Genomic DNA, 23,817 nt, shown 5'->3' on the forward strand with positions numbered 1-23,817 from the left:
TTGGTTACGGAAGGTCAATCAGTTTAACGGAAACAATATCCTGAACTGAAGTCAGCTCATTGACGACTTTATCATCTAAATGTTTATCAAAAGAAAGCATCATAATGGCTTCTCCGCCTTTTTCTTTACGGCCTACCTGCATGGTAGCGATATTGATATCGTTATCGCCGAGGATGCGTCCGACGCGTCCGATTACACCAGTCGTATCCTGGTGCTGGATATAAACGAGGTGGCCGGCAGGATTTAAGTCAATATTAAAGCCGTTCAGTTCAACGATTCGTTCACCGAAGTGAGGGATATACGTAGCCGTTAACGTAAATGTGCTCCGGTCTCCGGTTACTTTTACGCTGATGCAGTTATCATATCCTGATTCATTGGAGGAAATCTTCTCGCTGAAGCTGATTCCGCGTTCTTTTGCTACACCGCCGGCGTTCACTTCATTGACCGTTGAGTCTACACGCGGTTTTAAGAAACCGGACAGCAGGCTTTTTGTAATAAATGATGTTTCAAGTTTGGCGATGGTGCCTTCATATTGAATCGCAACATCTTTGACGGGTTCCTTCATACATTGTGACACGAGACTTCCGATTTTATCGGCAATTTGGTGATAAGGCTGGATTTTTTTGAATTCATCTTTCGTCATCGCAGGCAGATTGATCGCTGACATGACAGGCAGACCTTTTGCAAACTGCAGCACTTCTTCAGAAACCTGTGCCGCGACATTCAGCTGTGCTTCTTTCGTTGAAGCGCCTAAGTGAGGTGTGGCGATCACCAGCGGATGGTCGGGAAGCTTTGATTCAACTGGCGGTTCCACTTCAAACACGTCAAGGGCAGCGCCTGCGACATGGCCGCTTTCCAGCGCTTCCAAAAGCGCCGCTTCATCAATAATACCGCCTCTTGCGCAGTTGATAAGACGGACGCCTTTTTTCGTTTTGGCAATGGTTTCTCTGTTAAGCAGTCCTTTTGTTTCCTTTGTTAAAGGCGTGTGGACGGTAATGATATCCGCGCTTTCAAGCACTTCTTCGAATGTCCGGCTGTTTACGCCGATTTTGCCGGCTCTCTCTTCGGTTAAGAAAGGATCGAATACATGAACCGTCATACCGAACGCTCTGGCGCGCTGGGCAATCTCGCTTCCGATCCGGCCCAGGCCGACAATGCCTAAAGTTTTTCCGTAGAGCTCCGCCCCGACAAAAGCCGTCCGGTTCCATTCTCTTGATTTTACTGAGATATTGGCTTGCGGAATGTGTCTCATTAATGAAGAAATCATCGCGAATGTATGCTCTGCCGTTGAAATGGTGTTTCCATTCGGCGCGTTTATCACGATAACCCCATGTTTTGTGGCCTCATCAATGTCGATGTTGTCTACGCCGACACCGGCTCTGCCGACGATTTTTAAAGAGGTCATTTTTTTAAACAATTCTTCGGTTACTTTCGTGGCACTGCGGACTAACAGGGCATCAAAGGTATGTAATTCATCTTCTGCATCCGCAACGTTTTTTTGAACAATTTCTATAAAATCTGATTCCATCAGCGGCTTTAAGCCGTCATTGCTCATCTTATCTGAGACCAAAACTCGAAACATTGTTAGATTTCCTCCTAGTTTAGCTGACTAAATATCTGATAATTTATCATATTCTCAATAGAGTGTCAATGTGTATTGACGCAGTAAAGGAGAAAAGGAAACCGCTGAATCATCTGAAAATGGGGTTTCCCCAATATTTTATTTAAATTTGAGCAGTTCTCTATACAATTGCAATTTGATCATATATAATGTGAATAAATTCATAAGATCAATCTTCGGGGCAGGGTGAAATTCCCTACCGGCGGTGATGAGCATCACGCTCTAAGCCCGCGAGCTGCTTCGGCGGCAGGATCCGGTGAGATTCCGGAGCCGACAGTATAGTCTGGATGGGAGAAGATGGAGGTTCAGCAGACGTTTTGATGCTTATATCAAACGTTTCTTTGCCAAGCCTTAGTAAGCTCCCGCTTTTTAACAAAAGCGGTTTTTTTATTGGGGCGCAAAAGAACCTTTCCTCTTTTCGAGAGATTTGATCGAAAAGGAGAGAGCATTGTGAAAGTAAAAAAATTAGTTGTCATCAGTATGCTTAGCAGTATTGCTTTTGTGCTTATGCTGTTAAATTTCCCGTTTCCGGGTCTGCCGGATTACTTGAAAATTGATTTCAGTGACGTTCCTGCAATTATCGCCATTTTGGTTTACGGGCCTGCGGCGGGGATTGCGGTTGAAGCGATTAAAAATATTCTGCAGTATATCATTCAAGGAAGCATGGCCGGCGTGCCTGTCGGGCAGGCAGCCAATTTTATCGCGGGAACGCTGTTTATTCTGCCGACAGCGTTTATGTTTAAAAAGCTCAATTCTGCAAAAGGTCTTGCAGTGAGCCTGCTGGCCGGAACCGCGGCGATGACCGTGCTGATGAGTATTTTGAACTATATTCTTATCCTGCCCGCGTATACTTGGTTTTTACATTCACCGGCACTGTCAAACAGCCAGTTAAAAACGGCGGTTGTCGCAGGAATTCTGCCGTTTAACATTGTAAAAGGCATTATCATCACCATCGTCTTTACGTTCATCTTTACGAAGCTGAAACCTTGGATTGAACAAAAACGCAGCATCCAAACACAATAAAGACTGAAAGCGTCCGCTCTGTGAAAACAGCCGGACGCTTTTTTGTTTGTGCTGATCGCAAAAAATAAGACTCCGGCCGATAACAGCCGGAGTCTTATTCAGGACGAAAAAGCTCCTCTCACGGGGAGGGCTTTTTTATTCGTATTTCAGCGGGTCGCCTTCGAACGGTTCATCCGCAACTTTGATTGAATCAGTAGGGCATCCTTCAAATGCGTCAATCATATCTTCTTCCAGAACTTCCGGAACTTCGACGACGCCTTTATTTTCGTCAAGCGTAACGAACGCAATGCCTTCATCATCATAATCATAAATGTCTGGTGCCGCAGCTCCGCAGGCGCCGCATGCAATACACGTATCTTTATCTACAATTGTGTACTTTGCCATGAATAAAACCTCCCAGATTGTTCGTGTTGGAACAAATGGTTTACCTTATATATTTTTAAATATAACACCTATTCCTCTTACTTATTGTAATGATGTTAGTGTCAAATTTCAACAGAAAAATGATTGAGAATGCTTATCACATAAGGGATTCTCTTTAGCACTTCCCCCTAAAAGATGACTTTAAACGTCAAATTTATATGAAAATCTGTTAAAATAAAAAGAACCAAAAAACGAAACTTGTCACAGAAGAAATGTAGGTGTGTTTAGATTGGCGATAAACTACTTTGATACCGTGGTTCTCGACTGTCTGGACAAAATAGACGGCGAACGGACTCCGAGTGCTGTGTTTCATTTATTAAAAGGAAAAAAGTCGTCTCAAACCATTCAGGATGCCGGCTTATTTCAGATCGCTAAATATTTCGGCATGGCTTCACAGTGTGAACGCGGCGATATTACGGCTTCTTTGCATAAACTCACCGAGAACTCATACATTACAGCCGGAAAAGAAGAGGGAACGTGGAAAGTGACTGCGCGCGGCGTTCAAAGGCTTGAACGGGCGTTTGCCGAGCGGCCTTGGCCGAAGCACTGCCACGGCGCGAATTATCAAACGCCTGCTGGCACCCTGTGGAGGCGGCTTTCCCTGCTCATTCAAGTCCTGTCAAACAAAGAGCATCAATGCAGTCAATATATCCCGGTTACCAACGATGTGCAGACGCTGAGATGGGTCAAACGGTTCATGCGGAAAAACAGAGATGCTAAAGAGCTTTCCGTCCAAATGCATGACGCGCTGTTTCAGCTTCTGCAAGGCGTAAGTGAACGGCAGGCGCTTATTTTTGTCTATTCTTTAACTTCATTCAACAGAATCGGCAAAACGAATAAGCAGCTCGCTCTCCAGCTGAACGAAGATGAATGGTATGTGTCCGTCCAGTTTTGGGGAGCGGTACATTATGTTATTCAATCGCTTTCGCAATGTGCATATCCCGCTCTGCGCGAGCTGCTGTCCGATCTGCAGGCGGAAAGCGCGCTGACACAGTCTGCCAGAAAAACCTTTGAGCTGTTGGAAAAAGGGTTTCCGATTGAACGGATCGCCGCGGTCAGAAATTTAAAAACCGCCACAATCGAAGATCATATCGTAGAAATATCATTGCACCAGCCTGCATTTTTTATAGAACAGTATCTTTCTGAAGAGGAACAGCGTATGATAACGGCATTTGCAAAACAGCATCAAACGAATAAAATTAAACGGATTCGCGAAGGAATGCAGATGCGCTTCAGCTATTTTCAGATCAGGCTGGCGCTGGCAAAGACGGTGAATCAGCATGACTGAGCTGCATAAAGCTTTATCCAGGTATTTTGGTTTGCATTCCTTTAAAAAAGGGCAGGAAGAGATTATGACTAGCGTGCTCCAAAAAAAAGATACGATCGCCATGCTTCCGACCGGCGGGGGAAAATCATTATGCTATCAGCTCCCGGGTTACATGATGGACGGGCTGGTGCTGATTATTTCACCGCTTCTTTCATTAATGGAAGATCAGGTGCAGCAGCTGAAAGCGAAAGGGGAAAAGCGGGTTGCGGCATTAAACAGCATGCTGAATTCCGCAGAGCGGCATTTTATCCTCAGCAACATCAGCCGGTATAAATTTCTCTATATGTCTCCTGAAGCCCTTTCTTCACCTTATGTGCTGAACCGTTTGAAAAATGTCCCGGTCAGTTTATTTGTTATTGATGAGGCTCATTGCATATCAGAATGGGGACATGATTTCAGGCCTGATTATTCGAAGCTCGGACCTTTCAGGCAGGCACTCGGAAAGCCGCCTGTATTGGCGCTGACCGCAACAGCGACAAAAGAAACGCTCAGAGACGTGACGGATGTGCTCGGCCTTGAGCATGCGGTGCGTCATCTTTATTCAGTCAACCGGCCGAATATTCTCCTGGCGGCAGAACATTTGGCGGATAATGCCGAGAAAATAAGCAGGCTCACGGAGCTTGCCGAAAAGCTTGAAGGCCCGGGTATCATATATTGTCCGACCAGAAAATGGGCGGAAGAGCTTGCGGCTGAGCTGAATGAAAAAACGGGAAAGCGGACGGATTATTATCACGGCGGAATGGATACAGGGGACAGAATCTTGATCCAGCAGCAATTTATCCATAACCAGCTTGATTGCATCTGCTGCACCAATGCGTTCGGCATGGGTGTGGATAAGTCAGATATCCGCTTTGTCATTCACTTTTATCCTCCCCAAACGGCCGAGGCCTTTATGCAGGAAATCGGCAGAGCGGGACGCGACGGCAGCCCGAGTGTCAGTATTTTGCTGAGGGCGCCCGGCGATACCGAGCTTCAGCAGCAGATTATTCAGACAGAAAGCCTGTCTGATTATGACCTGGAAGCCATTCTGGCCGTCATACGGGATGCCGGTACGGGTGATGAGCGAAAGCTTCGGGACGTTCTGATCAATAAGGGCGTCCAGGAAACACAGGCGCGAACGGCCGTCCATCTGTATCTGCAAGGAAAAACCACAAAAGAGCAGCTGCAGGAAGAACTGACATACCGCGTGGAAAAAAAGCTGCGTAAAATGAATCGTTTTTCGGCGTTATTAGAGCGGAAAGAATGTATAAGAGAAGCGCTGCTGTCTTATTTTGATGAACCGTATGAGCCTGATGGTCAAACCGGACAATGCTGCAGCAGCTGCGGACTTGATTTGGCTCCGTACGAGCAAAAAGGAGAACGTAAAAACATGGAACGGTTTGAAGATTGGAAGCTGGAATTAGGCCGGATTTTCGGTTCAGAGTCTGCGGGTGAGTTCAGCTGAGACGGCAAAGCGAATTGATCCGGCAGCTCTCAGACCGGGAGATTGTGATGCAGCTGTATGCCACCCAATTGCTCATATTGGCGGTTTCAGCTGTTATTGGCTTTTTCTTTTTCACCGACATTCACGATTTTTTAAAGCTGTGGCATATACGTGACGATAATATCATATGGTACGGTGTAACTCTTGCCGTCCTTGTCATTTTTGCCGATCTTGCGGTGATGAAATGGTGTCCTTCGCATTTATATGATGACGGCGGCATTAATGTATTGCTTTTTAAGAACAGGCCGGTTTTGCACATTTTGTTTTTGACGCTTCTCATTTCGTTCAGCGAAGAGATTTTGTTCAGAGGTGTTCTGCAGACACATATCGGCTTATGGGCCGCCAGCTTCATTTTTACCGTGCTTCATTTCAGATACTTGGCGAAGTGGCTTCTGTTTATGATGGTTGCGGGCATCAGTCTTTTGCTGGGGCTTATCTATGAATGGACCGGCAATTTATTCGTTCCGGTTACAGCGCATTTTATTATTGATGCGGTATTTGCCTGTCAGATCCGTTTTCAATATGTTAGGAGGGGTTTGCATGACGGAAATGTCAAGAGTTGAAAGAAGAAAAGCTCAGCTGCGTGCCGAGCAGCAGGTTGCCGCGGCCGCGGATGAACAAATTGAATATCTTGAAGACAGCCTCCCGACAAGACAATCTGTAAAAGAGGAGCGTAAAAAAAAGGAAGAGCAGGTAAAGGAAAAAACCAAAACAAAAACGCCGCTGTTCACTTTTCTGACCGTCCTGTTCATTATCGTAACAATCGGTGTCTTTTTCGGTCTTCTTTATATGACGAACAGCAGCAGATTTGACCCGAAGGACTATGAAGATGTCTTCATAGACCACAGTGAAAGCGCGCCTGCCGTTATTCCGAAAGGCGCTCAGAAAGAAACGTCAGAAACCGCTCTTTTAGAACAACCGAAAAAAAAGTCTGACGACAAAGATAAGAAAGAAGCGGCTGCATCTGAAAAAACGAAAGAAAAACCAAGTGAAAAAACAAGTGAAAAAACGGAAACGCCCTCAGAAAAACAAGTAAAGCCGACAGACACCGAATACGCGGAGACAAAACAGCAGTCTCCGCCGGCTGTCCGTGAAAAAGCGGCTCCGGCTGCCGCGAGTGATCAAGCCGGGACTGTCCCAAAAAAAGTGCGGACCGTACAGCATACTGTACAGCCGAAAGAAACGCTTTACCGCATTTCAATGAAATATTATAAAAGCCGGGCGGGCGAAGAAAAAATCCGCAGCTACAACGGATTAAACGGAAACGACGTGTACACCGGCCAGGTTCTGAACATTCCGCTGTCTGATTAAAATAAATGCATGTTTTCACCGCGTTTTTCATATAGTGTACCAATGAAAACGGACAAGGTGTGAAGCGCATGGATTCTTTATGGAAGCAATTAGACCGATTTGCTGACGGACCGACGAAACAAATGCTTCAGGCGCTGGTGAAACGGAAATTAAAATACGAAAATTATGCCGCACAATGCCGAAGATGGCAGTGGGCGTCCCTCGTTTGTTTTTCCCTGATGTGCATACTGCTGATGTTTAAAAGCTTTAATGCCCCCCAAGCCTCTCCGCAGCTGATTCTGCAGGAAATATTAGGCCATACGGTTTACTTGTGCTGGATTATGGCTTCCGCTTTTGCGTATTGCACTTCTTATTATTTTAAAAAAAAGGAAGAAAAAGCTGAGGGTGAATTTCATAAACTGAGATGTGAAATTATCCAAAAAAGCACGGATTTATGGCCCCAGCCTGAAAAATGGAGGGCGAGAGAATCTGTTTTTCACTTGATGAAACATCGGTATGATATCAATCTTTATTTTGAAAGCAAATAAAATGAGGCGTTTTCCGGAAAGGATAGAAACGTCTTTTTTTGTTTGTCCGTCTAATATAAGACAATGACAGAATGGAGAGTGCGTTTATGAAGCTTACAGCGGGAATTCTCGGCTCATTGGCGGGAGCGGCTGCGGTTATGGCGGCCGTTATGTACAAAACGGCAAACGGCAGCCATCTGAAAACACATACATTTACGCTTGATAAAATGAAGGGGATGAAGCCGCTCACCATCTTCTTTATATCTGACGTGCATCGCCGTTTAATTGATGAAAAGCTTCTCCGCGAAGCGGCAGTTCATAAGCCGGATGCCGTTTTGCTCGGCGGTGATTTGGCGGAGGGCGGAGTTCCTTACGCCAGAATTGAAGAAAACATCAAACGTCTGACGGCTCTTGCGCCTGTCATGTATGTGTGGGGAAATAACGATTACGAGGTCAGCCAGCAAAAACTGCTCTCTCTTTTACGGGCATATAAAGTGATCCCGCTGAGAAATGAATCGGTTCAGTTTGCTTATAAAGGGGAAACCGTTACAATATGCGGGGTGGATGATATCAGGATGATGATGGATGATTACGATTCTGCAATCAGATATACGGATGCTGACAAAGTAAACCTCCTGCTTTGCCATAACCCCGACATCCATGAGCAGATGAGGGAGTCAGACGGGATTGACGCTGTGTTCAGCGGCCATACGCATGGCGGCCAAATCCGTTTCGGCCGGTTCGGGCCGTACGAATTGGGCGGGACGGGAACGGTAAAAAAAGCGCATTACCTGATCAGCAACGGCTACGGGACGACAAAAGTTCCGCTGAGGCTCGGGGCGAAACCGGAGACGCATATGATTACGCTGTGCGGACCGGATGAGCCGTCTTCCTGAAACAAACCCGGCCGCTGTGATAAAAAACGGCATTCTGCTTGTCTTCCCGCTGTACACGGTGTAAACTGATAACAAATTAAGAACCTATGACTCATTTATTCATATACTGTGTTATATGATTTGTGTGCAAGAAGAGGCAGGAGGGAACATTATGCGGCTTGAGCGTCTGAACTATAATAAGATTAAAATCTTTTTAACCCTCGACGATCTGACTGATCGGGGACTGACAAAAGAAGACCTCTGGAAGGACTCGTTTAAAGTCCACCAGTTATTTAAAGATATGATGAATGAAGCAAATACAGAGCTCGGCTTTGAAGCGAATGGTCCGATCGCGGTGGAAGTATATTCTCTTCAGGCACAAGGCATGGTTGTGATTGTAACGAAAAATCATGACGCGGACGCAGAAGATGACGAATATGACGATGATTATATCGAGATGCAGGTCAAACTTGACGAAAGCCCGGATATTATTTATCAGTTCCATTCGTTTGAAGATATCATTCAGCTTGCCGGAAGCCTTCACCGAATCGGGATTACCGGCGGCACCGTCTACCACTATGAGAACCAATACTATGTAAGCCTTGAAGACCTCGGCTCCCGTTCCGCCGAAGGCGTCATCGCGGTGCTGGCTGAATACGGACACCCGGCGACGATTACGATTTACAGGCTCCATGAGTACGGAAAACTCATCATGGACGGCAATGCTGTGGAGACCATCCAGAAACATTTTTCATAAAAAAGATTTGAAACGGCTGCTGTTTTCAGCGGCCGTCTTTTTTTAAGCGAAATAATGGAAAAATCATTGTCTTTCTTCTATGCACGGAGATATTGAAGGTGTATACTAGTCACTGAAAGGGAGCATGAGAGAAACAGAAGATTTTAGGAGGTTAACTCAAATGGCAGCCGATCGATTCACCGGTCATAATGAAGAAGACAAACATGATGTATTAAAATCAACCCAAACCGTAATACATAAAGCTCTGGAAAAATTGGGGTATCCAGAAGAAGTGTATGAACTGCTGAAAGAGCCGCTCAGATTATTAACGGTTAAAATTCCTGTTCGGATGGATGACGGGTCTGTGAAAATATTTACAGGCTATCGTGCGCAGCACAATGATTCCGTAGGTCCGACAAAAGGCGGCATTCGTTTTCACCCGAATGTAACTGAAAAAGAGGTGAAAGCACTTTCCATCTGGATGAGTTTAAAATGCGGAATTATTGATCTTCCTTATGGCGGTGGTAAAGGCGGAATTGTTTGTGATCCGAGAAATATGTCATTCAGAGAGCTTGAAAGGCTGAGCAGGGGATATGTCAGAGCAATCAGTCAGATTGTCGGACCGACTAAAGACGTCCCGGCACCTGACGTATTTACAAACTCGCAGATTATGGCTTGGATGATGGATGAATATTCAAGAATTGATGAATTTAACTCACCCGGCTTTATTACGGGAAAACCGCTTGTACTCGGCGGGTCCCACGGCAGGGAATCAGCGACGGCAAAAGGCGTCACCATCTGCATAAAAGAAGCGGCCAAGAAAAAAGGTCTCGATATTCAGAACGCGCGCGTCGTCGTACAAGGTTTCGGAAATGCGGGCAGCTATCTGGCCAAGTTTATGCATGACGCCGGCGCGAAAGTTGTCGGAATTTCTGACGCGTACGGAGGTCTTTACGATCCGGACGGTCTTGATATTGATTATCTGCTTGACCGCAGAGACAGCTTCGGAACGGTGACGAAGCTGTTCAATGACACCATTACGAATCAGGAGCTGCTTGAGCTGGACTGTGATATACTTGTCCCGGCGGCGATCGAAAACCAAATTACAGAAGAAAATGCTGACCGCATCAAAGCGAAAATCGTTGTAGAAGCGGCAAACGGACCGACGACACTGGAAGGAACGAAAATCCTGACAGACAAAGGAACGCTGCTGGTTCCCGATGTCCTAGCGAGCGCCGGCGGTGTAACGGTTTCTTATTTCGAATGGGTTCAAAACAACCAAGGCTTCTACTGGAGTGAAGAAGAAGTCGAGGAAAAACTGGAAAATATGATGATAAAATCGTTTAATAATATTTATGAAATGTCCCAAAACCGCCGGATTGACATGAGGCTTGCGGCTTACATGGTCGGCGTGCGGAAAATGGCTGAGGCTTCGCGTTTCAGAGGCTGGATATAAACCAATCGTTTGCATAAACAAAAAAAATCTCCTATGATAATATAGGAGATTTTTTATATGAGTGGAAACTTATGATGGAAATGCCAATCGCAGGAGTTGAAGGACATGACAGAAGAAAAAGCAATTATAATAGGCGGAGGTCCTTGCGGATTATCGGCGGCTATACATCTGAAGCAAATTGGCGTGAACGCGCTTGTGATCGAAAAAGGGAATGTCGTAAACAGCATTTATAACTATCCGACCCACCAAACTTTTTTCAGTTCAAGTGAAAAATTGGAGATCGGCGATGTTGCCTTTATTACGGAAAACAGAAAACCGGTCCGAATACAGGCTCTCTCTTACTACAGAGAGGTCGTCAGAAGAAAAGAGCTGCGCGTAAACGCCTTTGAAACAGTGGAGCGCGTAACGAAACAGGAAGACGGCCGTTTTCTTGTAGAAACATCAAAAGACCGCTACCTCACTCCGTTTTGTATCATTGCGACAGGATATTATGATCATCCGAATTATATGAACATCCCGGGTGAAGTGCTTCCTAAGGTATTTCATTACTTTAAAGAAGGCCATCCTTATTTTGATAAAGATGTTGCTGTGATCGGCGGGAAAAACTCAAGTGTGGACGCGGCTTTGGAACTGGTGAAGTCCGGTGCGCGCGTCACGGTGCTCTACAGAGGACATGAGTACTCCCCGAGCATCAAGCCGTGGATTCTGCCTGAGTTTGAGGCCCTTGTCAGAAACGGCACAATCCGGATGGAATTCGGCGCTTGTCTTGAAGAAGTGACGGAAGATGAAATCATTTTCCGCTCCGGCCGAAATGAGACGGTCCGGCTGAAAAACGATTTCGTATTTGCCATGACGGGATACCATCCCGATCACGGTTTCCTCGAAAAAATCGGTGTGCGGATTGATGCTGAATCAGGCCGGCCGTTTTTCCGGGAAGAAACGATGGAAACAAATGTTGACGGTGTTTTTATCGCCGGAGTCATTGCGGCTGGAAATAACGCCAATGAAATTTTTATCGAAAACGGCCGTTTTCACGGAGGCTTGATCGCAAACGAAATATCAAAACGGCTGGGTAGAGAGAGCATATGATCATTCATATGCTCTTTTTTTAAAAAATTGAAAGATGTAAAAATATGAACAACATGGTACCATAGATATAGGAATATAAAGGAAAGAGGTTGCCTGATGTTTGCAATCATCTCTGCAGGAATTGCTCCCGGCATTGCGCTGTTAAGCTATTTTTATTTAAAAGATCAGTATGACAATGAACCCGTACATATGGTGCTGAGGTCTTTTTTTCTCGGGGTTGTCCTTGTGTTTCCGACCATGTTTATCCAATATGTTCTTGAAAAAGAGCATGTGGGGGGAGGAAGCTTTTTCGTTTCGTTTTTGTCTTCGGGATTTCTGGAAGAATCGGTGAAATGGTTCGTTCTGATGATCAGTGTGTATCCGCATGCTCATTTTGATGAGCATTATGACGGAATCGTTTACGGGGCCAGTGTGTCTTTAGGATTTGCCACGCTTGAAAATATTCTGTATCTATTCGGCCACGGCGTTGAGCATGCTTTCATCAGGGCGCTTCTGCCGGTCTCCTGCCATGCGCTGATCGGAGTGATTATGGGATTTTATCTCGGAAAAGCCCGCTTTTCGCAGAAAAAAGCCCGTGTCAAATGGCTTGTGATTTCGCTGGCCGTGCCTTCATGTCTGCACGGTTCTTACGATTTTATTCTTACCGCCCTCAATCATTGGGTATATTATATGCTGCCGTTTATGCTGTTTTTATGGTGGTTCGGGCTGCGAAAGGCAAAAAAAGCACGCTCCGTCAATATGATCCAAGTGTGAAGAAACCGCGCGTCGCGTGCGGTTTCTTTTTTATGCCTTGACAGGGGATAAGAAGGAAACGTGCATAAAAATAACCTCGTGACAGACAATACGGGTACACTTTAAATTTTGCAGTAGGAGGCTTGAAGAGATGAAGTGCAAAGGAGCCTTTATGGCATGTCTCATTCTATTTTCTTTCGCCGCCGCTTTCTTCGATCATCATGAAACGGTTCATGCGTTTTCAAATCAAGTGATTCAAAGAGGCGCGACGGGTGATGATGTTATAGAATTGCAGGCCCGTCTTCAATATAACGGATTTTATAACGGGAAAATCGATGGTGTTTACGGCTGGACCACATACTGGGCCGTGAGAAATTTTCAGGAGAAATTCGGCATGAAGCCGGTTGACGGCCTCGTCGGCGCGAAAACCAAACAGGTGCTGATTTCAAAATCAAAATATTACCGTGAATATGTAATGGAGCAGATCCAAAAAGGGAATACGTTCACTCATTATGGCAACGTCCCATTGGAAAACCAAACAAAACCGAGAGCCGGAACGCAGAAGCCGGCGGGAACGAATAAGCCTGCTCAAAAGCCGCAAAACAATACAGGCGGTCAGTCAAATCAAAAGCAAAATACGACAGCGGCCAATATGCCTGGCGGTTTCTCAAACAACGACATCAATCTTTTGGCACAGGCTGTGTACGGGGAAGCGCGCGGTGAGCCGTTTGAAGGGCAGGTTGCCATCGCCGCGGTTATTTTAAACCGTATTAAAAGCCCGTTATTTCCGAATACGGTGGCCGGCGTCATTTTCGAACCGCTCGCGTTTACCGCTGTTGCCGACGGCCAAATATATATGCAGCCGAATGAAAGAGCAAAAGAAGCGGTTCTTGATGCAATCAACGGCTGGGACCCTTCTGAAAACGCGATTTATTATTTCAATCCTGATACGGCGACAAGCAAATGGATTTGGGGACGTCCGCAGATAAAAAGAATCGGAAAACACATTTTCTGTGAGTAAAAGTACGAAAAATGAGGTGTTAACATGATTAGAGGAATCATTATCGCTGTTCTCGGTGTCGCGATCGCCGCAACCGGATATTGGGGATATAAAGAGCATCAGGAAAAAGATGCGGTCCTTCTGCATGCGGAAAATAATTATCAGAGGGCTTTTCATGAATTGACGTACCATGTAGATCAGCTTCACGACAAAATCGGGACGACGCTTGCGATGAACAGTAAAAAATCTCTGTCTCCGGCGCTCATTGATGTATGGAGAATTACATCTGAAGCTCATAACAATGTGAGCCAGCTGCCGCTGACTCTCATGCCTTTTAATAAAACGGAGGAGTTTTTATCCAACATAGGAGATTTCAGCTATAAAACATCCGTCCGGGATTTAGATCAAAAACCGCTTGATAAGAAAGAATATACAACACTGAACAGCCTGTACAAACAGGCGGAGAACATTCAAAACCAGCTCCGTAGCGTTCAGCATCTCGTCATGAGCAAAAATTTACGGTGGATGGATGTTGAGATGGCACTCGCCTCTGACAAAAAACAAAGCGATAATACGATCGTCGACAGCTTTAAAACAGTCGAAAAAAATGTAGGCGCTTTTTCTGAAGACAGCATCAGCCCCACATTTACGGGAGCAAATACAGAACGAAAAGGTTTTACGCATCTGAAAGGAAAACAAATTACGGAAAAAGAAGCGGTCAAAATCGCACAACGGTTTGCGCCTGATCATAATTATTCAATTAAAGTGGTCAAAAGCGGCAGGAAGACGAATCGGGACGTATACAGCATCCGCATGAAAGACGCCGACAACAAGTCTTTTATCTATATGGATATTACCCAAAAAGGCGGACATCCGGTCTATTTGATTCAAAAACGGGCCGTGAAGAAACAAAAGATCAGCCTCAATGAAGCATCTAACCGGGCCGTCGCATTTTTAAAGAAAAATGGATATGAAACAAAAGGCCTCGAAATTGATGAAAGCGCGCAATATAATAACATCGGCGTCTTTTCTTTTATCCCCGTGGAGAAAAATGTCCGCATTTATCCGGAAGCCATCCGAATGAAAGTGGCGCTGGATGATGGTGAAGTCGTCGGTTTTTCCGCGCGTGATTACCTGGCGGCGCACCGCACGAGAACGATTCCGGCTCCCGCTTTGTCAGCTGATGAAGCGAAAGCGAAGCTGAATAAAAATGTTGAAGTGCGGGAGACCCGGCAGGCGCTGATCACGAATGAACTCGGTCAGGAAGTGCTTTGCTACGAAATGCTCGGGACGATCGGAAAAGACACGTATCAAATGTTCATTAATGCGGACGACGGAAAAGAGGAAAAAATAGAAAAGTTAAAAAGTGCAGAACCTATATATAAAGACCTATAAAAATAAAGGAGGAAAGGACTAAAAGTCTTTTCCTTTTTTTCGTTACATGCTTTAATAAAAGCATAAATAATGAAAGAGTGAAGGCCCATGATAGCTGTCGGAGATTATATTTGGATTGAATACATAGAGAACAATGAGCCCAAAAAAGCGAGGAGCAAAGCAGTAAGCGTTGAAAACGGCGAACTGCACATCTCATATCCCGTCGATCTGGATTCGGGACGGACGGTCTTTTTGCATAAAGGATTGGAAATAACAGCGGAATTTATGGGGAATGGCCAAGTGCCGTATCAATTTAAAAGCATAATCAAAGGAAAGAAAAAAGACCCCATCCCGATGATCGGATTGGACATCCCCCCTCAGGAGGAAATGAAGCGGATTCAAAGACGCCGATACGTCCGTGCAGACGCAGTATTGGATGTATCCGTCAAAATGGAAGCGAAAAAAACCGCTTTCCAAACGGTTTCCTCTAATATCAGCGCCGGCGGAATCGCTGTTGTGATGCCTGAGCATATTTCCGCGGAACCAGGTGAAAAGCTGTATGTCGCATTTTCTCTTCCCGGCAAGGAAAATACGGCGGATATTATTGCCGAGGCTGTTATCCAGCGGATTTTTTATGATGAAAAGGCGGATAAACAAAAAATGACGCTTGAATTTGCAGAAATCGCTCCCGCTTCGCAGCAGCTTTTACTCCAATATTGTATGCGCGCGCAGCTGCAGCAGAGAAGAAACAGTCTGTCGGAATAAACAGCAGCGCACTTTTCCATACTAATCCTAATGGAGGTGCGCGTGTATGAAAACGTTTGAACGTCTGCTGGTCAAATTGGTCTGCATTCAGCTTATCATTTTGGGCGCGGTGCAGTTTTTGCTTCATTATCAGCCTATTGAACCTTATATTTCGAAAGCTGTGAAATATGAGGGAGTTGATAAAATGGAGAAAAAAGAATGGATTGAAACGGTAAAGCGGTAAATCAGCTCAATTTTTTCGCCCCTTTTCCGGCAGTTCATGATACAATCCATAGAGGAGTAAAGAGCAAGGAGAGAGATTATGGACAAGAAATTATCAATTGCGATCGACGGGCCGGCCGCTGCCGGAAAAAGCACCGTTGCTAAAATAGTGGCTGAGAAAAAATCATATGTATACATTGATACAGGAGCGATGTATCGTGCCATTACATATACGGCGCTCAAGCAGAATGCCGATTTAACTGATGAAGCCGCGCTTACAGAGCTGCTGAAGCGTACGGAAATTGAGCTTGTATCCGCTCCGGAAGGACAAATCGTTCTGGTAAACGGAGAAGATGTGACAGAAGAAATCCGAAAAGACGAAGTCAGCAACCAAGTATCAATCGCCGCCAAGCATAAAGGCGTCAGAGAAGAAATGGTCAAAAGACAGCAGCAGCTCGGAGAAAAAGGCGGTGTCGTCATGGACGGCCGTGATATCGGTACTCACGTGCTGCCTGATGCCGAAGTGAAAATTTTTCTGCTCGCGTCCGTAGAGGAAAGAGCGAAGCGCCGATATGAAGAGAATAAGAAAAAAGGCTATGACGTGAATTACGAGACGCTCATTGAAGAAATTGCCAGACGCGACAAACTCGATTCAGAGAGGGAAGTTTCCCCGCTGCGCAAAGCGGAAGACGCGATTGAAATCGATACCACGTCACTAAGCATTGCCGAAGTCGCAGGAAAAATTCTGGAGATCGTTGAACAGAAATCACGTTAAGCCCGGGCGGAGCGCTTTATAATTTTTTTCGAAAGACAAGATGTTATTGCTTGACAAACCAGTCCATTTATTAGAAGTTAATACTAATAAAACTTTTTATTGATCATTCAAAATCTTTTTTGGATGATTCTTTAATACATATTCGGCTGAAAAGCGGACATTCACATGTTCAGCTTTCAAACCGTATTAATTAAGCTGTGTAGGTTTGGACCAAGGAGGTTATTCAAATGACAGAGGAAATGAATCAAATTGATGTTCAAGTGCCAGAGGTTGGAGATGTAGTAAAAGGGATTGTGACAAAGGTAGAGGACAAGCATGTAGATGTCGAAATTGTCAATGTCAAACAGTCCGGAATCATTCCAATCAGTGAATTATCAAGTCTTCATGTAGAGAAAGCATCGGATGTCGTAAAAGTTGACGATGAGCTTGACCTGAAAGTAACAAAAGTGGAAGACGATGCTTTGATTTTATCTAAACGTGCCGTTGATGCTGACCGCGCTTGGGAAGACCTTGAAAAAAAATTCGACACAAAAGAAGTGTTTGAAGCTGAAGTGAAAGATGTGGTGAAAGGCGGTCTCGTCGTTGATATCGGCGTTCGCGGCTTCATTCCCGCATCACTTGTCGAAGCTCATTTCGTCGAGGATTTCACTGACTATAAAGGGAAAACCCTCTCTCTTATCGTCGTTGAACTCGACCGTGATAAAAACCGGGTGATTCTGTCACACCGGGCTGTAGTTGAAAAAGAACAGACAGCCAAAAAGCATGATTTTCTCCAAACGCTTGAGGTTGGAAGCGTGCTTGAAGGAAAAGTGCAGCGTCTGACTGATTTCGGCGCATTTGTCGACATCGGCGGAATTGACGGGCTTGTTCATATTTCGCAGCTGTCTCATTCACACGTCGAAAAACCGTCTGACGTGGTGGAAGAAGGTCAGGACGTAAAAGTGAAAGTACTGTCCGTAGACCGCGATAACGAGCGTATTTCTTTATCTATTAAAGAAACGCTGCCGGGACCTTGGAGCCAGATCGGCGAAAAGGTAAAACAGGGAGATGTGCTTGAAGGAAAAGTGCAGCGCCTTGTAAGCTTCGGCGCCTTCGTTGAAATTCTTCCGGGCGTGGAAGGACTTGTGCACATTTCGCAAATTTCCAATAAACATATCGGAACGCCGCATGAAGTGCTTGAAGAAGGACAGACTGTTAAAGTGAAAGTGCTTGACGTGAACGAAAGCGAAGAGCGCATTTCCTTAAGCATGCGTGAGCTTGAAGAAGCGCCGAAAGCCGATCAGGAGGACTTCCGCCAATACCAGGCGAAAGAAGAGCCGAGCACCGGCTTCCAGCTTGGCGATTTAATCGGAGACAAGCTTAATAAATTAAAATAAATTGGTGATAAAACGTGACACGAGCAGAACGAAAAAGAGAACATATAAATCATGCGCTGTCTACCGGCCAAAACCGGGAAACGGGGCTTGATGATATTACGTTTGTTCATGTCAGCCTACCGAACCTAGCATTGGAAAAAGTGGATATATCAACGAAAATCGGCGGACTCACAAGCAGTTCGCCGATTTTTATCAATGCGATGACAGGCGGCGGCGGACAGCTTACATACGAAATTAACAGATCGCTGGCAAGAGCTGCGCGCAAAGCCGGCATGCCGCTGGCTGTCGGTTCGCAAATGTCAGCTTTAAAAGATCCCTCCGAACGGTATTCTTACGAGATCGTCAGAAAAGAGAATCCGGACGGGCTGATATTTGCCAATTTAGGCAGCGAGGCGGATGCCGAGCAGGCGAAAAGGGCAGTTGATATGATTCAAGCAGATGCCCTCCAGATACATTTAAATGTGATTCAGGAGATCGTCATGCCAGAGGGTGACAGAAGCTTTACTGGTGCTCTCGGCCGTATTGAGCGGATTGCGGCGGAAACGGGAGTGCCCGTTTTTGTCAAAGAAGTCGGCTTCGGAATGAGCAAGGAATCGGCACGGCAGTTATTTGATGCCGGCGCAGCAGCAGTTGATGCCGGCGGATACGGCGGTACAAATTTCTCTAAGATCGAAAATATGCGCAGAGAGAAGGCGCTTCAATTTTTTAATACGTGGGGAATTTCCACTGCCGCAAGCTTAGCGGAAATCCACTCGCTCTCCGCTGATCAATCAATTATCGCATCCGGCGGGCTGCAAAGTGCCCTGGATGTCGCCAAATCGATTGCCCTCGGCGCTTCCAGCGCGGGAATGGCGGGCACTTTCCTGAAAGCTCTCACTTCTAAAGGAGAAGAGGGTCTGTTTGACGAGATGACGGCGCTTTTACAAGAGCTGAAAATGATTATGACCGCCCTCGGATGCCAATCGGTTGCCCAATTGCAAAAGGCGCCTTTGGTCATAAAAGGTGACACACATCACTGGCTTTCTGAACGGGGAATTGACACATCACGTTTCAGCAGACGTTAAAAGGCATGCGGACCCGCATGCCTTTTTCTGTTTTTTACGATTTTCTTTTTCGGAATTCCCCGTTTTGCTCAAGGCTTGTCGCTCCTTTATGGTGAATCGAATCATCGCGATCAGATTCCACTCGTCGGGAGGCTTTCAGTTTTTTCTCCTGTCTGTCTTTTCCCATCCTTATCCGCTCCTTTCAGGCATAATTGGTTTAAAAAATGCGCTCCCGCTCCATACTGATCAGAGGAGGAGCGATTATGGAACCGTTTTATTATTACTGGTCAATGTGGTTTTTATGGATACTTGCGACTTTTATTTTTGCCAAGACGAAAAGCCGTTTTTACGTATCAGTCTTTATTTTGACTAATATGATGGCAAGCATACATCAGATTACGGCTTATTTTACGCTGAATGCGGCATATGTCATGTTTTTTACTGCGGCATTTGTTTATGCGGGAAGCCTCGGCATGCATAAACGGCTCCGTAATATTGTGATTCATCTGACGGCGTCTGCGGCGTACGGCTTTATTTTTCTTTTTGCATTATATGACCCTGTTTGGTTTATCATAAAACCTGAATGGGCGGCGGTTATACTGCTTACCGTTATTACGCTTTCCGTTGAGGGGCGGTTCCCTGAGAGGCTTTGTCTTTTTGTTCTCGGCATGTGCCAGGGGGAACTATTGTATGCTGCGGTCATCCGCAACATTGCGGGTGCGGCAGCCGTCGGTGATTATCAATGGCTTTCAGGCTGTTCGGCGGGAGTGATTCTGCTCGTCGGGCTGACTACATATGAACAGCTTGCGGCGCGCATCAGCCAAAAAAGCAAAAAGCAGGGCAAAGGAGCGACAAAAATGTCTTGAAAACAGACGAAGACTGTTACATGAATGCGAAACATTTTGAAGAATACATTGTGATCTCAGTGAAAACTGATATAATAAATGAGTTAAGCCCTTCTGTTTGAAGGGTTCTTTTCATAGCGAAGATGATTTTTAATAACCGGTTGAACAATTTTTTGTGAAAATGTAAGCGGCTGGATTGAAAGGAAGGGTACTATGGGTAAACCTGTCGTAGCCATTGTCGGAAGACCGAATGTGGGAAAATCCACAATCTTTAACCGGATTGCGGGTGAAAGAATTTCAATAGTAGAAGATACCCCCGGAGTGACGCGGGACCGGATATACAGTTCGGCGGAATGGCTGAATTATGATTTTAACCTGATTGATACGGGCGGAATTGATATCGGAGACGAACCGTTTCTGACACAGATCCGCCAGCAGGCTGAAATCGCCATGGACGAGGCTGATGTGATCATCTTTATGGTGAACGGCCGCGAAGGTGTGACGTCTGCGGATGAAGAAGTGGCAAAAATACTGTACCGGACAAAAAAACCGGTCGTATTAGCCGTTAATAAATTAGATAATACCGAAATGAGAGCGAACATCTATGACTTTTATGCGCTCGGCTTTGGAGAACCGTATCCGATTTCGGGCACACACGGTTTAGGATTGGGAGATTTGCTCGATGCTTGTGCCGAGCATTTTAAAAACATTCCGGAGACGAAGTACAGTGATGATGTCGTTCAATTCTGCCTGATCGGCCGCCCGAATGTCGGAAAATCATCCCTTGTCAATGCGATGCTCGGCGAAGAGCGGGTTATCGTGAGCAACGTAGCCGGAACGACTAGAGACGCTGTGGATACGGCGTTCACCTACAATCAGCAGGAATTTGTAATCGTTGACACGGCGGGAATGAGAAAAAAGGGTAAAGTATATGAAACAACAGAAAAATACAGTGTGCTTCGGGCGTTAAAAGCCATTGACCGCTCAGACGTCGTCGGCGTTGTGCTGAATGCAGAAGAAGGCATCCTTGAGCAGGACAAGCGGATCGCCGGATACGCCCATGAAGCCGGGAAAGCCGTCGTCATTATCGTAAACAAATGGGATGCCGTTGATAAAGACGAGCGCACGATGAAAGAATTTGAACAAAATATTCGGGAACATTTCCAATTTCTTGATTATGCGCCGGTGCTGTTTATGTCGGCACTGACGACAAAGCGGATTCATACACTCATGCCTGCGATTATTAAAGCGAGTGAAAACCACTCTCTCCGCGTGCAGACAAATGTCTTAAATGATGTCATCATGGATGCGGTCGCCATGAATCCGACTCCGACGCACAACGGCTCCCGTCTGAAAATTTATTATGCGACTCAAGTCGCTGTTAAGCCGCCGAGCTTCGTTGTTTTTGTCAACGATCCGGAACTGATGCATTTTTCTTATGAACGCTTTTTAGAAAACCGAATCCGGGACGCTTTCGGATTTGAAGGTACGCCAATTAAAATATTTGCAAGAGCAAGAAAATAAAAAGGTGTGATACAGAGATGAAAAAAGTGGCAATGCTTGGAGCGGGAAGCTGGGGCACTGCACTTTCTTTAGTGCTGGCTGATAACGGACATCAAGTTATGATGTGGGCACACCGTGCCGAATTGATCGATCAAATCAACGAACTGCATGAAAACAAAGATTACCTGCCGGGGGTGGAGCTATCAAGTTCTATCATCGGTACAGCTGATTTAAGCGAGGCTTTAAAAGGAGCGGACTTCATCATTGTGGCAGTTCCGACAAAAGCCATTCGGGAAGTGTTGAAAAAGGCTCTGCCGTACATCCCGAAACAATCGATTTTTGTTCATGTCAGCAAGGGAATTGAGCCGGATTCGCTTCTCCGTATTTCAGAATTAATGGAAGAGGAGCTGCCTGAGGAGTACAGAAAAGACATCGTCGTGCTTTCAGGGCCGAGCCACGCTGAGGAAGTCGGATTAAGACACCCGACGACTGTTACATCATCTTCAAAAAATATCAAGGCTGCAGAAGCGGTTCAGGATTTATTCATGAACCAGCATTTCCGCGTCTATACCAATCCGGATATGATCGGTGTTGAAATAGGGGGAGCGTTAAAGAATATCATCGCTCTTGCAGCGGGGATTACAGACGGATTGGGATACGGAGATAATGCAAAAGCGGCCTTAATCACCCGAGGTCTTGCTGAAATCGCCAGACTCGGCACAAAGATGGGCGGAAATCCGCTCACCTTTTCCGGCCTGACCGGCGTAGGCGATTTGATCGTGACGTGTACAAGCGTTCATTCCCGAAACTGGCGCGCCGGCAACCTGCTCGGCAAAGGATATAAGCTGGAAGCTGTCCTGGATAAGATGGGGATGGTTGTTGAAGGCGTGCGGACGACGAAAGCTGCGTATCAGCTGTCTCAAAAATACCAAGTGAAAATGCCGATCACAGAGGCGCTTCACCAAGTATTATTTAACGGGCAGAAGGTAGAAACGGCCGTAGAATCCTTAATGGCCAGAGTGAAAACCCATGAGATGGAAGACTTGGTCAACACATTCGAAAACCGGGTGAAGTGACAATAACATGCCGTCAGCATATTCTGAAGTGACGAAAGTCCAAAACGCAGAACTCTCCGGCTGAAATCGCTTAAAACATTTGCTGATTTAGGCAGAAGAGGATGCAGACGTACGCATCTACGCATACTATAGCATCGAAGTCCAAGAGAGTGTATCTCAGACGTACAGGTGAATATAGTCAACTTGACTGAAGCAAAGTCCCCCTCTTTGCTTCAGTTTTTTTGTTTTTTCAATAGATGGAAAACCTGTTGATCTTTTCAACATTTGTATATTAAAATGAAATATAACGCTTACAATGATGGGACGGGGGGCACGAACGTGAGTGTGGCATTGATGAAAATGTGGTTTGCGCTTGGTGCTATGGGATTAATGTTTGTTGCGGTGGCCTCTATTTATGTCAGCAGGTACAAAGTGAAAAACAAACTGATAAAAGCAGCGGTTTCTTCACTCGCTTATGCCTGCATGGTCATCTCGGGATTGATCGTGTTAATGGTCGTTTTCAGCGGGCCTGTCAATGAATAAAGCAAAAAGGGGGCGCGGAATGCATAAGTTTAAAATGGCCGTCATAACGGCAATGGCGGTGCTTCTGCTGTCCGGCTGTCTGTACCCTGAAGCGGAAAAAACTGAAAATAAAGTATCTTACAAACATCAGCTTCAGCAGGTGCAAGCGGCAGTGGATGAATTTAAAAAGGCGAACGGCGGACTTCTGCCGATTCAGACAAAAGATATGAAAACACCGCTCTATCAAAAATATCCGATAGATTTTAAGCGGCTCGCGCCCAGATACATAGAGGAGCCGCCGGCCTCAGCTTATGAAAGCGGAGGAATGTACCAATACGTGCTTGTCGACGTGGAAAATAAGCCGACCGTCAAGCTGGTCGATCTCCAAATGGCGGAAGCAATCCGCGACATGAAGCTGCGTGTCAAAATGTATCAGGAAAAGCATACATATCCTCCCTATGAGGACGCCGTTTCAAAAGGGCTGTTCACTTTAAATAAAAAAAAGCTCGGCATGAAAGACTCTCCTTCAGTCAAAAGTCCGGTTTCAGGCACGTCTCTGCCGCTTTTAATCGGCGCTGACGGAGAAATCTATGCCGACTATCGCGTCGATCTAGCCCGCTGCCTGAAGGAAAACAAAAAGAAAATCAAACCGGGCGCGGAAATTCAGGATATTTTATGGAAAGAGACTCCTTTCGTCCCGGCCTTTTCAGTCACATACACCGTAAATGAAAAACAGGAACCCGTTTTTTTAGAAAGTCAAACGAAACAGGAATGAA

General features: G+C 45.7%; 26 protein-coding genes and 1 riboswitch. Of the genes, 23 read left to right on the forward strand and 3 right to left on the reverse strand.

What is annotated here, in order from left to right; translation table 11 throughout:
• Nucleotides 1-4: 4 nt before the first annotated feature.
• Entirely contained in the window at nt 5-1,582 is a 1,578-nt protein-coding gene (gene serA / locus ACNFN4_RS04130) for a phosphoglycerate dehydrogenase (RefSeq protein ID WP_003153401.1), read from the reverse strand.
• A gap of 207 nt (nt 1,583-1,789) precedes the next feature.
• A riboswitch (FMN riboswitch) is annotated at nt 1,790-1,924 on the forward strand.
• 147 nt (nt 1,925-2,071) lie between these two features.
• Between serA and ACNFN4_RS04135 the strand changes: the two genes are divergently transcribed.
• A complete protein-coding gene (locus tag ACNFN4_RS04135) occupies nt 2,072-2,644 on the forward strand; it encodes an ECF transporter S component (protein WP_003153402.1) in 573 nt (190 codons plus the stop codon).
• 135 nt (nt 2,645-2,779) lie between these two features.
• Here ACNFN4_RS04135 and ACNFN4_RS04140 read toward each other — a convergent pair whose 3' ends face one another.
• Nucleotides 2,780-3,028, reverse strand: coding sequence for a ferredoxin (locus ACNFN4_RS04140; protein WP_003153403.1), 249 nt, complete (start codon nt 3,026-3,028; stop codon nt 2,780-2,782).
• Nucleotides 3,029-3,296: 268 nt separating this feature from the next.
• On the opposite strand from ACNFN4_RS04140, the gene ACNFN4_RS04145 reads away from it, so the two are divergent.
• From ACNFN4_RS04145 to fni, 17 genes are all read left to right on the forward strand, one after another.
• Complete coding sequence (locus ACNFN4_RS04145) at nt 3,297-4,355, forward strand: helix-turn-helix domain-containing protein (RefSeq protein ID WP_280156970.1); 1,059 nt, start codon at nt 3,297-3,299, stop codon at nt 4,353-4,355.
• Nucleotides 4,348-5,838: a RecQ family ATP-dependent DNA helicase gene (locus ACNFN4_RS04150; RefSeq protein WP_014418273.1), complete on the forward strand. Its 1,491-nt coding sequence runs from the start codon at nt 4,348-4,350 to the stop codon at nt 5,836-5,838. Before ACNFN4_RS04145 ends, ACNFN4_RS04150 begins: the two co-directional genes overlap by 8 nt.
• A 14-nt stretch (nt 5,839-5,852) precedes the next feature.
• Nucleotides 5,853-6,440 carry a CPBP family intramembrane glutamic endopeptidase gene (locus tag ACNFN4_RS04155; RefSeq protein WP_007409441.1) on the forward strand — a complete coding sequence of 196 codons (588 nt, stop codon included), beginning with the start codon at nt 5,853-5,855 and terminating at the stop codon, nt 6,438-6,440.
• Complete coding sequence (locus ACNFN4_RS04160) at nt 6,418-7,188, forward strand: LysM peptidoglycan-binding domain-containing protein (RefSeq protein WP_448200010.1); 771 nt, start codon at nt 6,418-6,420, stop codon at nt 7,186-7,188. The genes ACNFN4_RS04155 and ACNFN4_RS04160 overlap by 23 nt, the downstream gene beginning before the upstream one ends.
• Before the next feature lie 68 nt (nt 7,189-7,256).
• On the forward strand, nt 7,257-7,715 hold the full coding sequence (locus tag ACNFN4_RS04165; RefSeq protein WP_007409443.1) for a YpbF family protein: 459 nt from the start codon (nt 7,257-7,259) through the stop codon (nt 7,713-7,715).
• 86 nt (nt 7,716-7,801) lie between these two features.
• Nucleotides 7,802-8,590, forward strand: a complete 789-nt coding sequence (locus tag ACNFN4_RS04170) for a metallophosphoesterase (protein WP_151140298.1) — start codon at nt 7,802-7,804, stop codon at nt 8,588-8,590.
• Nucleotides 8,591-8,741: 151 nt separating this feature from the next.
• Nucleotides 8,742-9,326 (forward strand): genetic competence negative regulator, encoded by a 585-nt coding sequence (locus ACNFN4_RS04175; RefSeq protein WP_003153412.1) that lies wholly within the window; start codon nt 8,742-8,744, stop codon nt 9,324-9,326.
• 160 nt (nt 9,327-9,486) lie between these two features.
• Complete coding sequence (gene gudB, locus ACNFN4_RS04180) at nt 9,487-10,761, forward strand: NAD-specific glutamate dehydrogenase (RefSeq protein WP_003153413.1); 1,275 nt, start codon at nt 9,487-9,489, stop codon at nt 10,759-10,761.
• A gap of 105 nt (nt 10,762-10,866) precedes the next feature.
• Complete coding sequence (locus ACNFN4_RS04185; RefSeq protein WP_448200011.1) at nt 10,867-11,850, forward strand: YpdA family putative bacillithiol disulfide reductase; 984 nt, start codon at nt 10,867-10,869, stop codon at nt 11,848-11,850.
• Nucleotides 11,851-11,946: 96 nt separating this feature from the next.
• On the forward strand, nt 11,947-12,603 hold the full coding sequence (gene prsW / locus ACNFN4_RS04190) for a glutamic-type intramembrane protease PrsW (protein ID WP_003153415.1): 657 nt from the start codon (nt 11,947-11,949) through the stop codon (nt 12,601-12,603).
• 130 nt (nt 12,604-12,733) lie between these two features.
• Nucleotides 12,734-13,603, forward strand: a complete 870-nt coding sequence (sleB, locus tag ACNFN4_RS04195; protein WP_007409447.1) for a spore cortex-lytic enzyme — start codon at nt 12,734-12,736, stop codon at nt 13,601-13,603.
• A gap of 24 nt (nt 13,604-13,627) precedes the next feature.
• Nucleotides 13,628-14,977 (forward strand): germination protein YpeB, encoded by a 1,350-nt coding sequence (gene ypeB, locus ACNFN4_RS04200; protein ID WP_007409448.1) that lies wholly within the window; start codon nt 13,628-13,630, stop codon nt 14,975-14,977.
• Between the two features lie 87 nt (nt 14,978-15,064).
• Entirely contained in the window at nt 15,065-15,721 is a 657-nt protein-coding gene (locus ACNFN4_RS04205; protein WP_115940607.1) for a flagellar brake protein, read from the forward strand.
• A gap of 46 nt (nt 15,722-15,767) precedes the next feature.
• Nucleotides 15,768-15,944 carry a YpfB family protein gene (locus tag ACNFN4_RS04210; protein WP_003153420.1) on the forward strand — a complete coding sequence of 59 codons (177 nt, stop codon included), beginning with the start codon at nt 15,768-15,770 and terminating at the stop codon, nt 15,942-15,944.
• Nucleotides 15,945-16,022: 78 nt separating this feature from the next.
• Nucleotides 16,023-16,697, forward strand: coding sequence for a (d)CMP kinase (cmk, locus tag ACNFN4_RS04215; protein ID WP_061862337.1), 675 nt, complete (start codon nt 16,023-16,025; stop codon nt 16,695-16,697).
• A 227-nt stretch (nt 16,698-16,924) separates the two neighbouring features.
• Nucleotides 16,925-18,073 (forward strand): 30S ribosomal protein S1, encoded by a 1,149-nt coding sequence (gene rpsA / locus ACNFN4_RS04220; RefSeq protein ID WP_003153426.1) that lies wholly within the window; start codon nt 16,925-16,927, stop codon nt 18,071-18,073.
• 14 nt (nt 18,074-18,087) lie between these two features.
• Entirely contained in the window at nt 18,088-19,137 is a 1,050-nt protein-coding gene (gene fni, locus ACNFN4_RS04225) for a type 2 isopentenyl-diphosphate Delta-isomerase (RefSeq protein ID WP_014418266.1), read from the forward strand.
• 34 nt (nt 19,138-19,171) lie between these two features.
• Here fni and ACNFN4_RS04230 read toward each other — a convergent pair whose 3' ends face one another.
• Nucleotides 19,172-19,303 (reverse strand): YpzI family protein, encoded by a 132-nt coding sequence (locus ACNFN4_RS04230; protein WP_003153429.1) that lies wholly within the window; start codon nt 19,301-19,303, stop codon nt 19,172-19,174.
• 76 nt (nt 19,304-19,379) lie between these two features.
• Here ACNFN4_RS04230 and ACNFN4_RS04235 point away from each other — a divergent pair, with 76 nt between their 5' ends.
• The 5 genes from ACNFN4_RS04235 (at nt 19,380) to ACNFN4_RS04255 (ending at nt 23,816) form a co-directional block, all read left to right on the forward strand.
• The gene (locus tag ACNFN4_RS04235) at nt 19,380-19,982 is read left to right on the forward strand and encodes a YphA family membrane protein (protein WP_014418265.1); all 603 of its coding nucleotides are present in this window, start codon (nt 19,380-19,382) and stop codon (nt 19,980-19,982) included.
• Between the two features lie 192 nt (nt 19,983-20,174).
• Nucleotides 20,175-21,485, forward strand: coding sequence for a ribosome biogenesis GTPase Der (gene der / locus ACNFN4_RS04240; protein ID WP_003153433.1), 1,311 nt, complete (start codon nt 20,175-20,177; stop codon nt 21,483-21,485).
• Nucleotides 21,486-21,502: 17 nt separating this feature from the next.
• A complete protein-coding gene (locus tag ACNFN4_RS04245; protein ID WP_103526782.1) occupies nt 21,503-22,540 on the forward strand; it encodes an NAD(P)H-dependent glycerol-3-phosphate dehydrogenase in 1,038 nt (345 codons plus the stop codon).
• Between the two features lie 318 nt (nt 22,541-22,858).
• Nucleotides 22,859-23,062 carry a DUF2768 domain-containing protein gene (locus tag ACNFN4_RS04250; protein WP_003153435.1) on the forward strand — a complete coding sequence of 68 codons (204 nt, stop codon included), beginning with the start codon at nt 22,859-22,861 and terminating at the stop codon, nt 23,060-23,062.
• A 19-nt stretch (nt 23,063-23,081) separates the two neighbouring features.
• On the forward strand, nt 23,082-23,816 hold the full coding sequence (locus tag ACNFN4_RS04255) for a hypothetical protein (protein ID WP_014418263.1): 735 nt from the start codon (nt 23,082-23,084) through the stop codon (nt 23,814-23,816).
• The last annotated feature ends 1 nt before the right edge of the window (nt 23,817 follow it).

This window comes from Bacillus sp. N1(2025) (assembly GCF_053470005.1).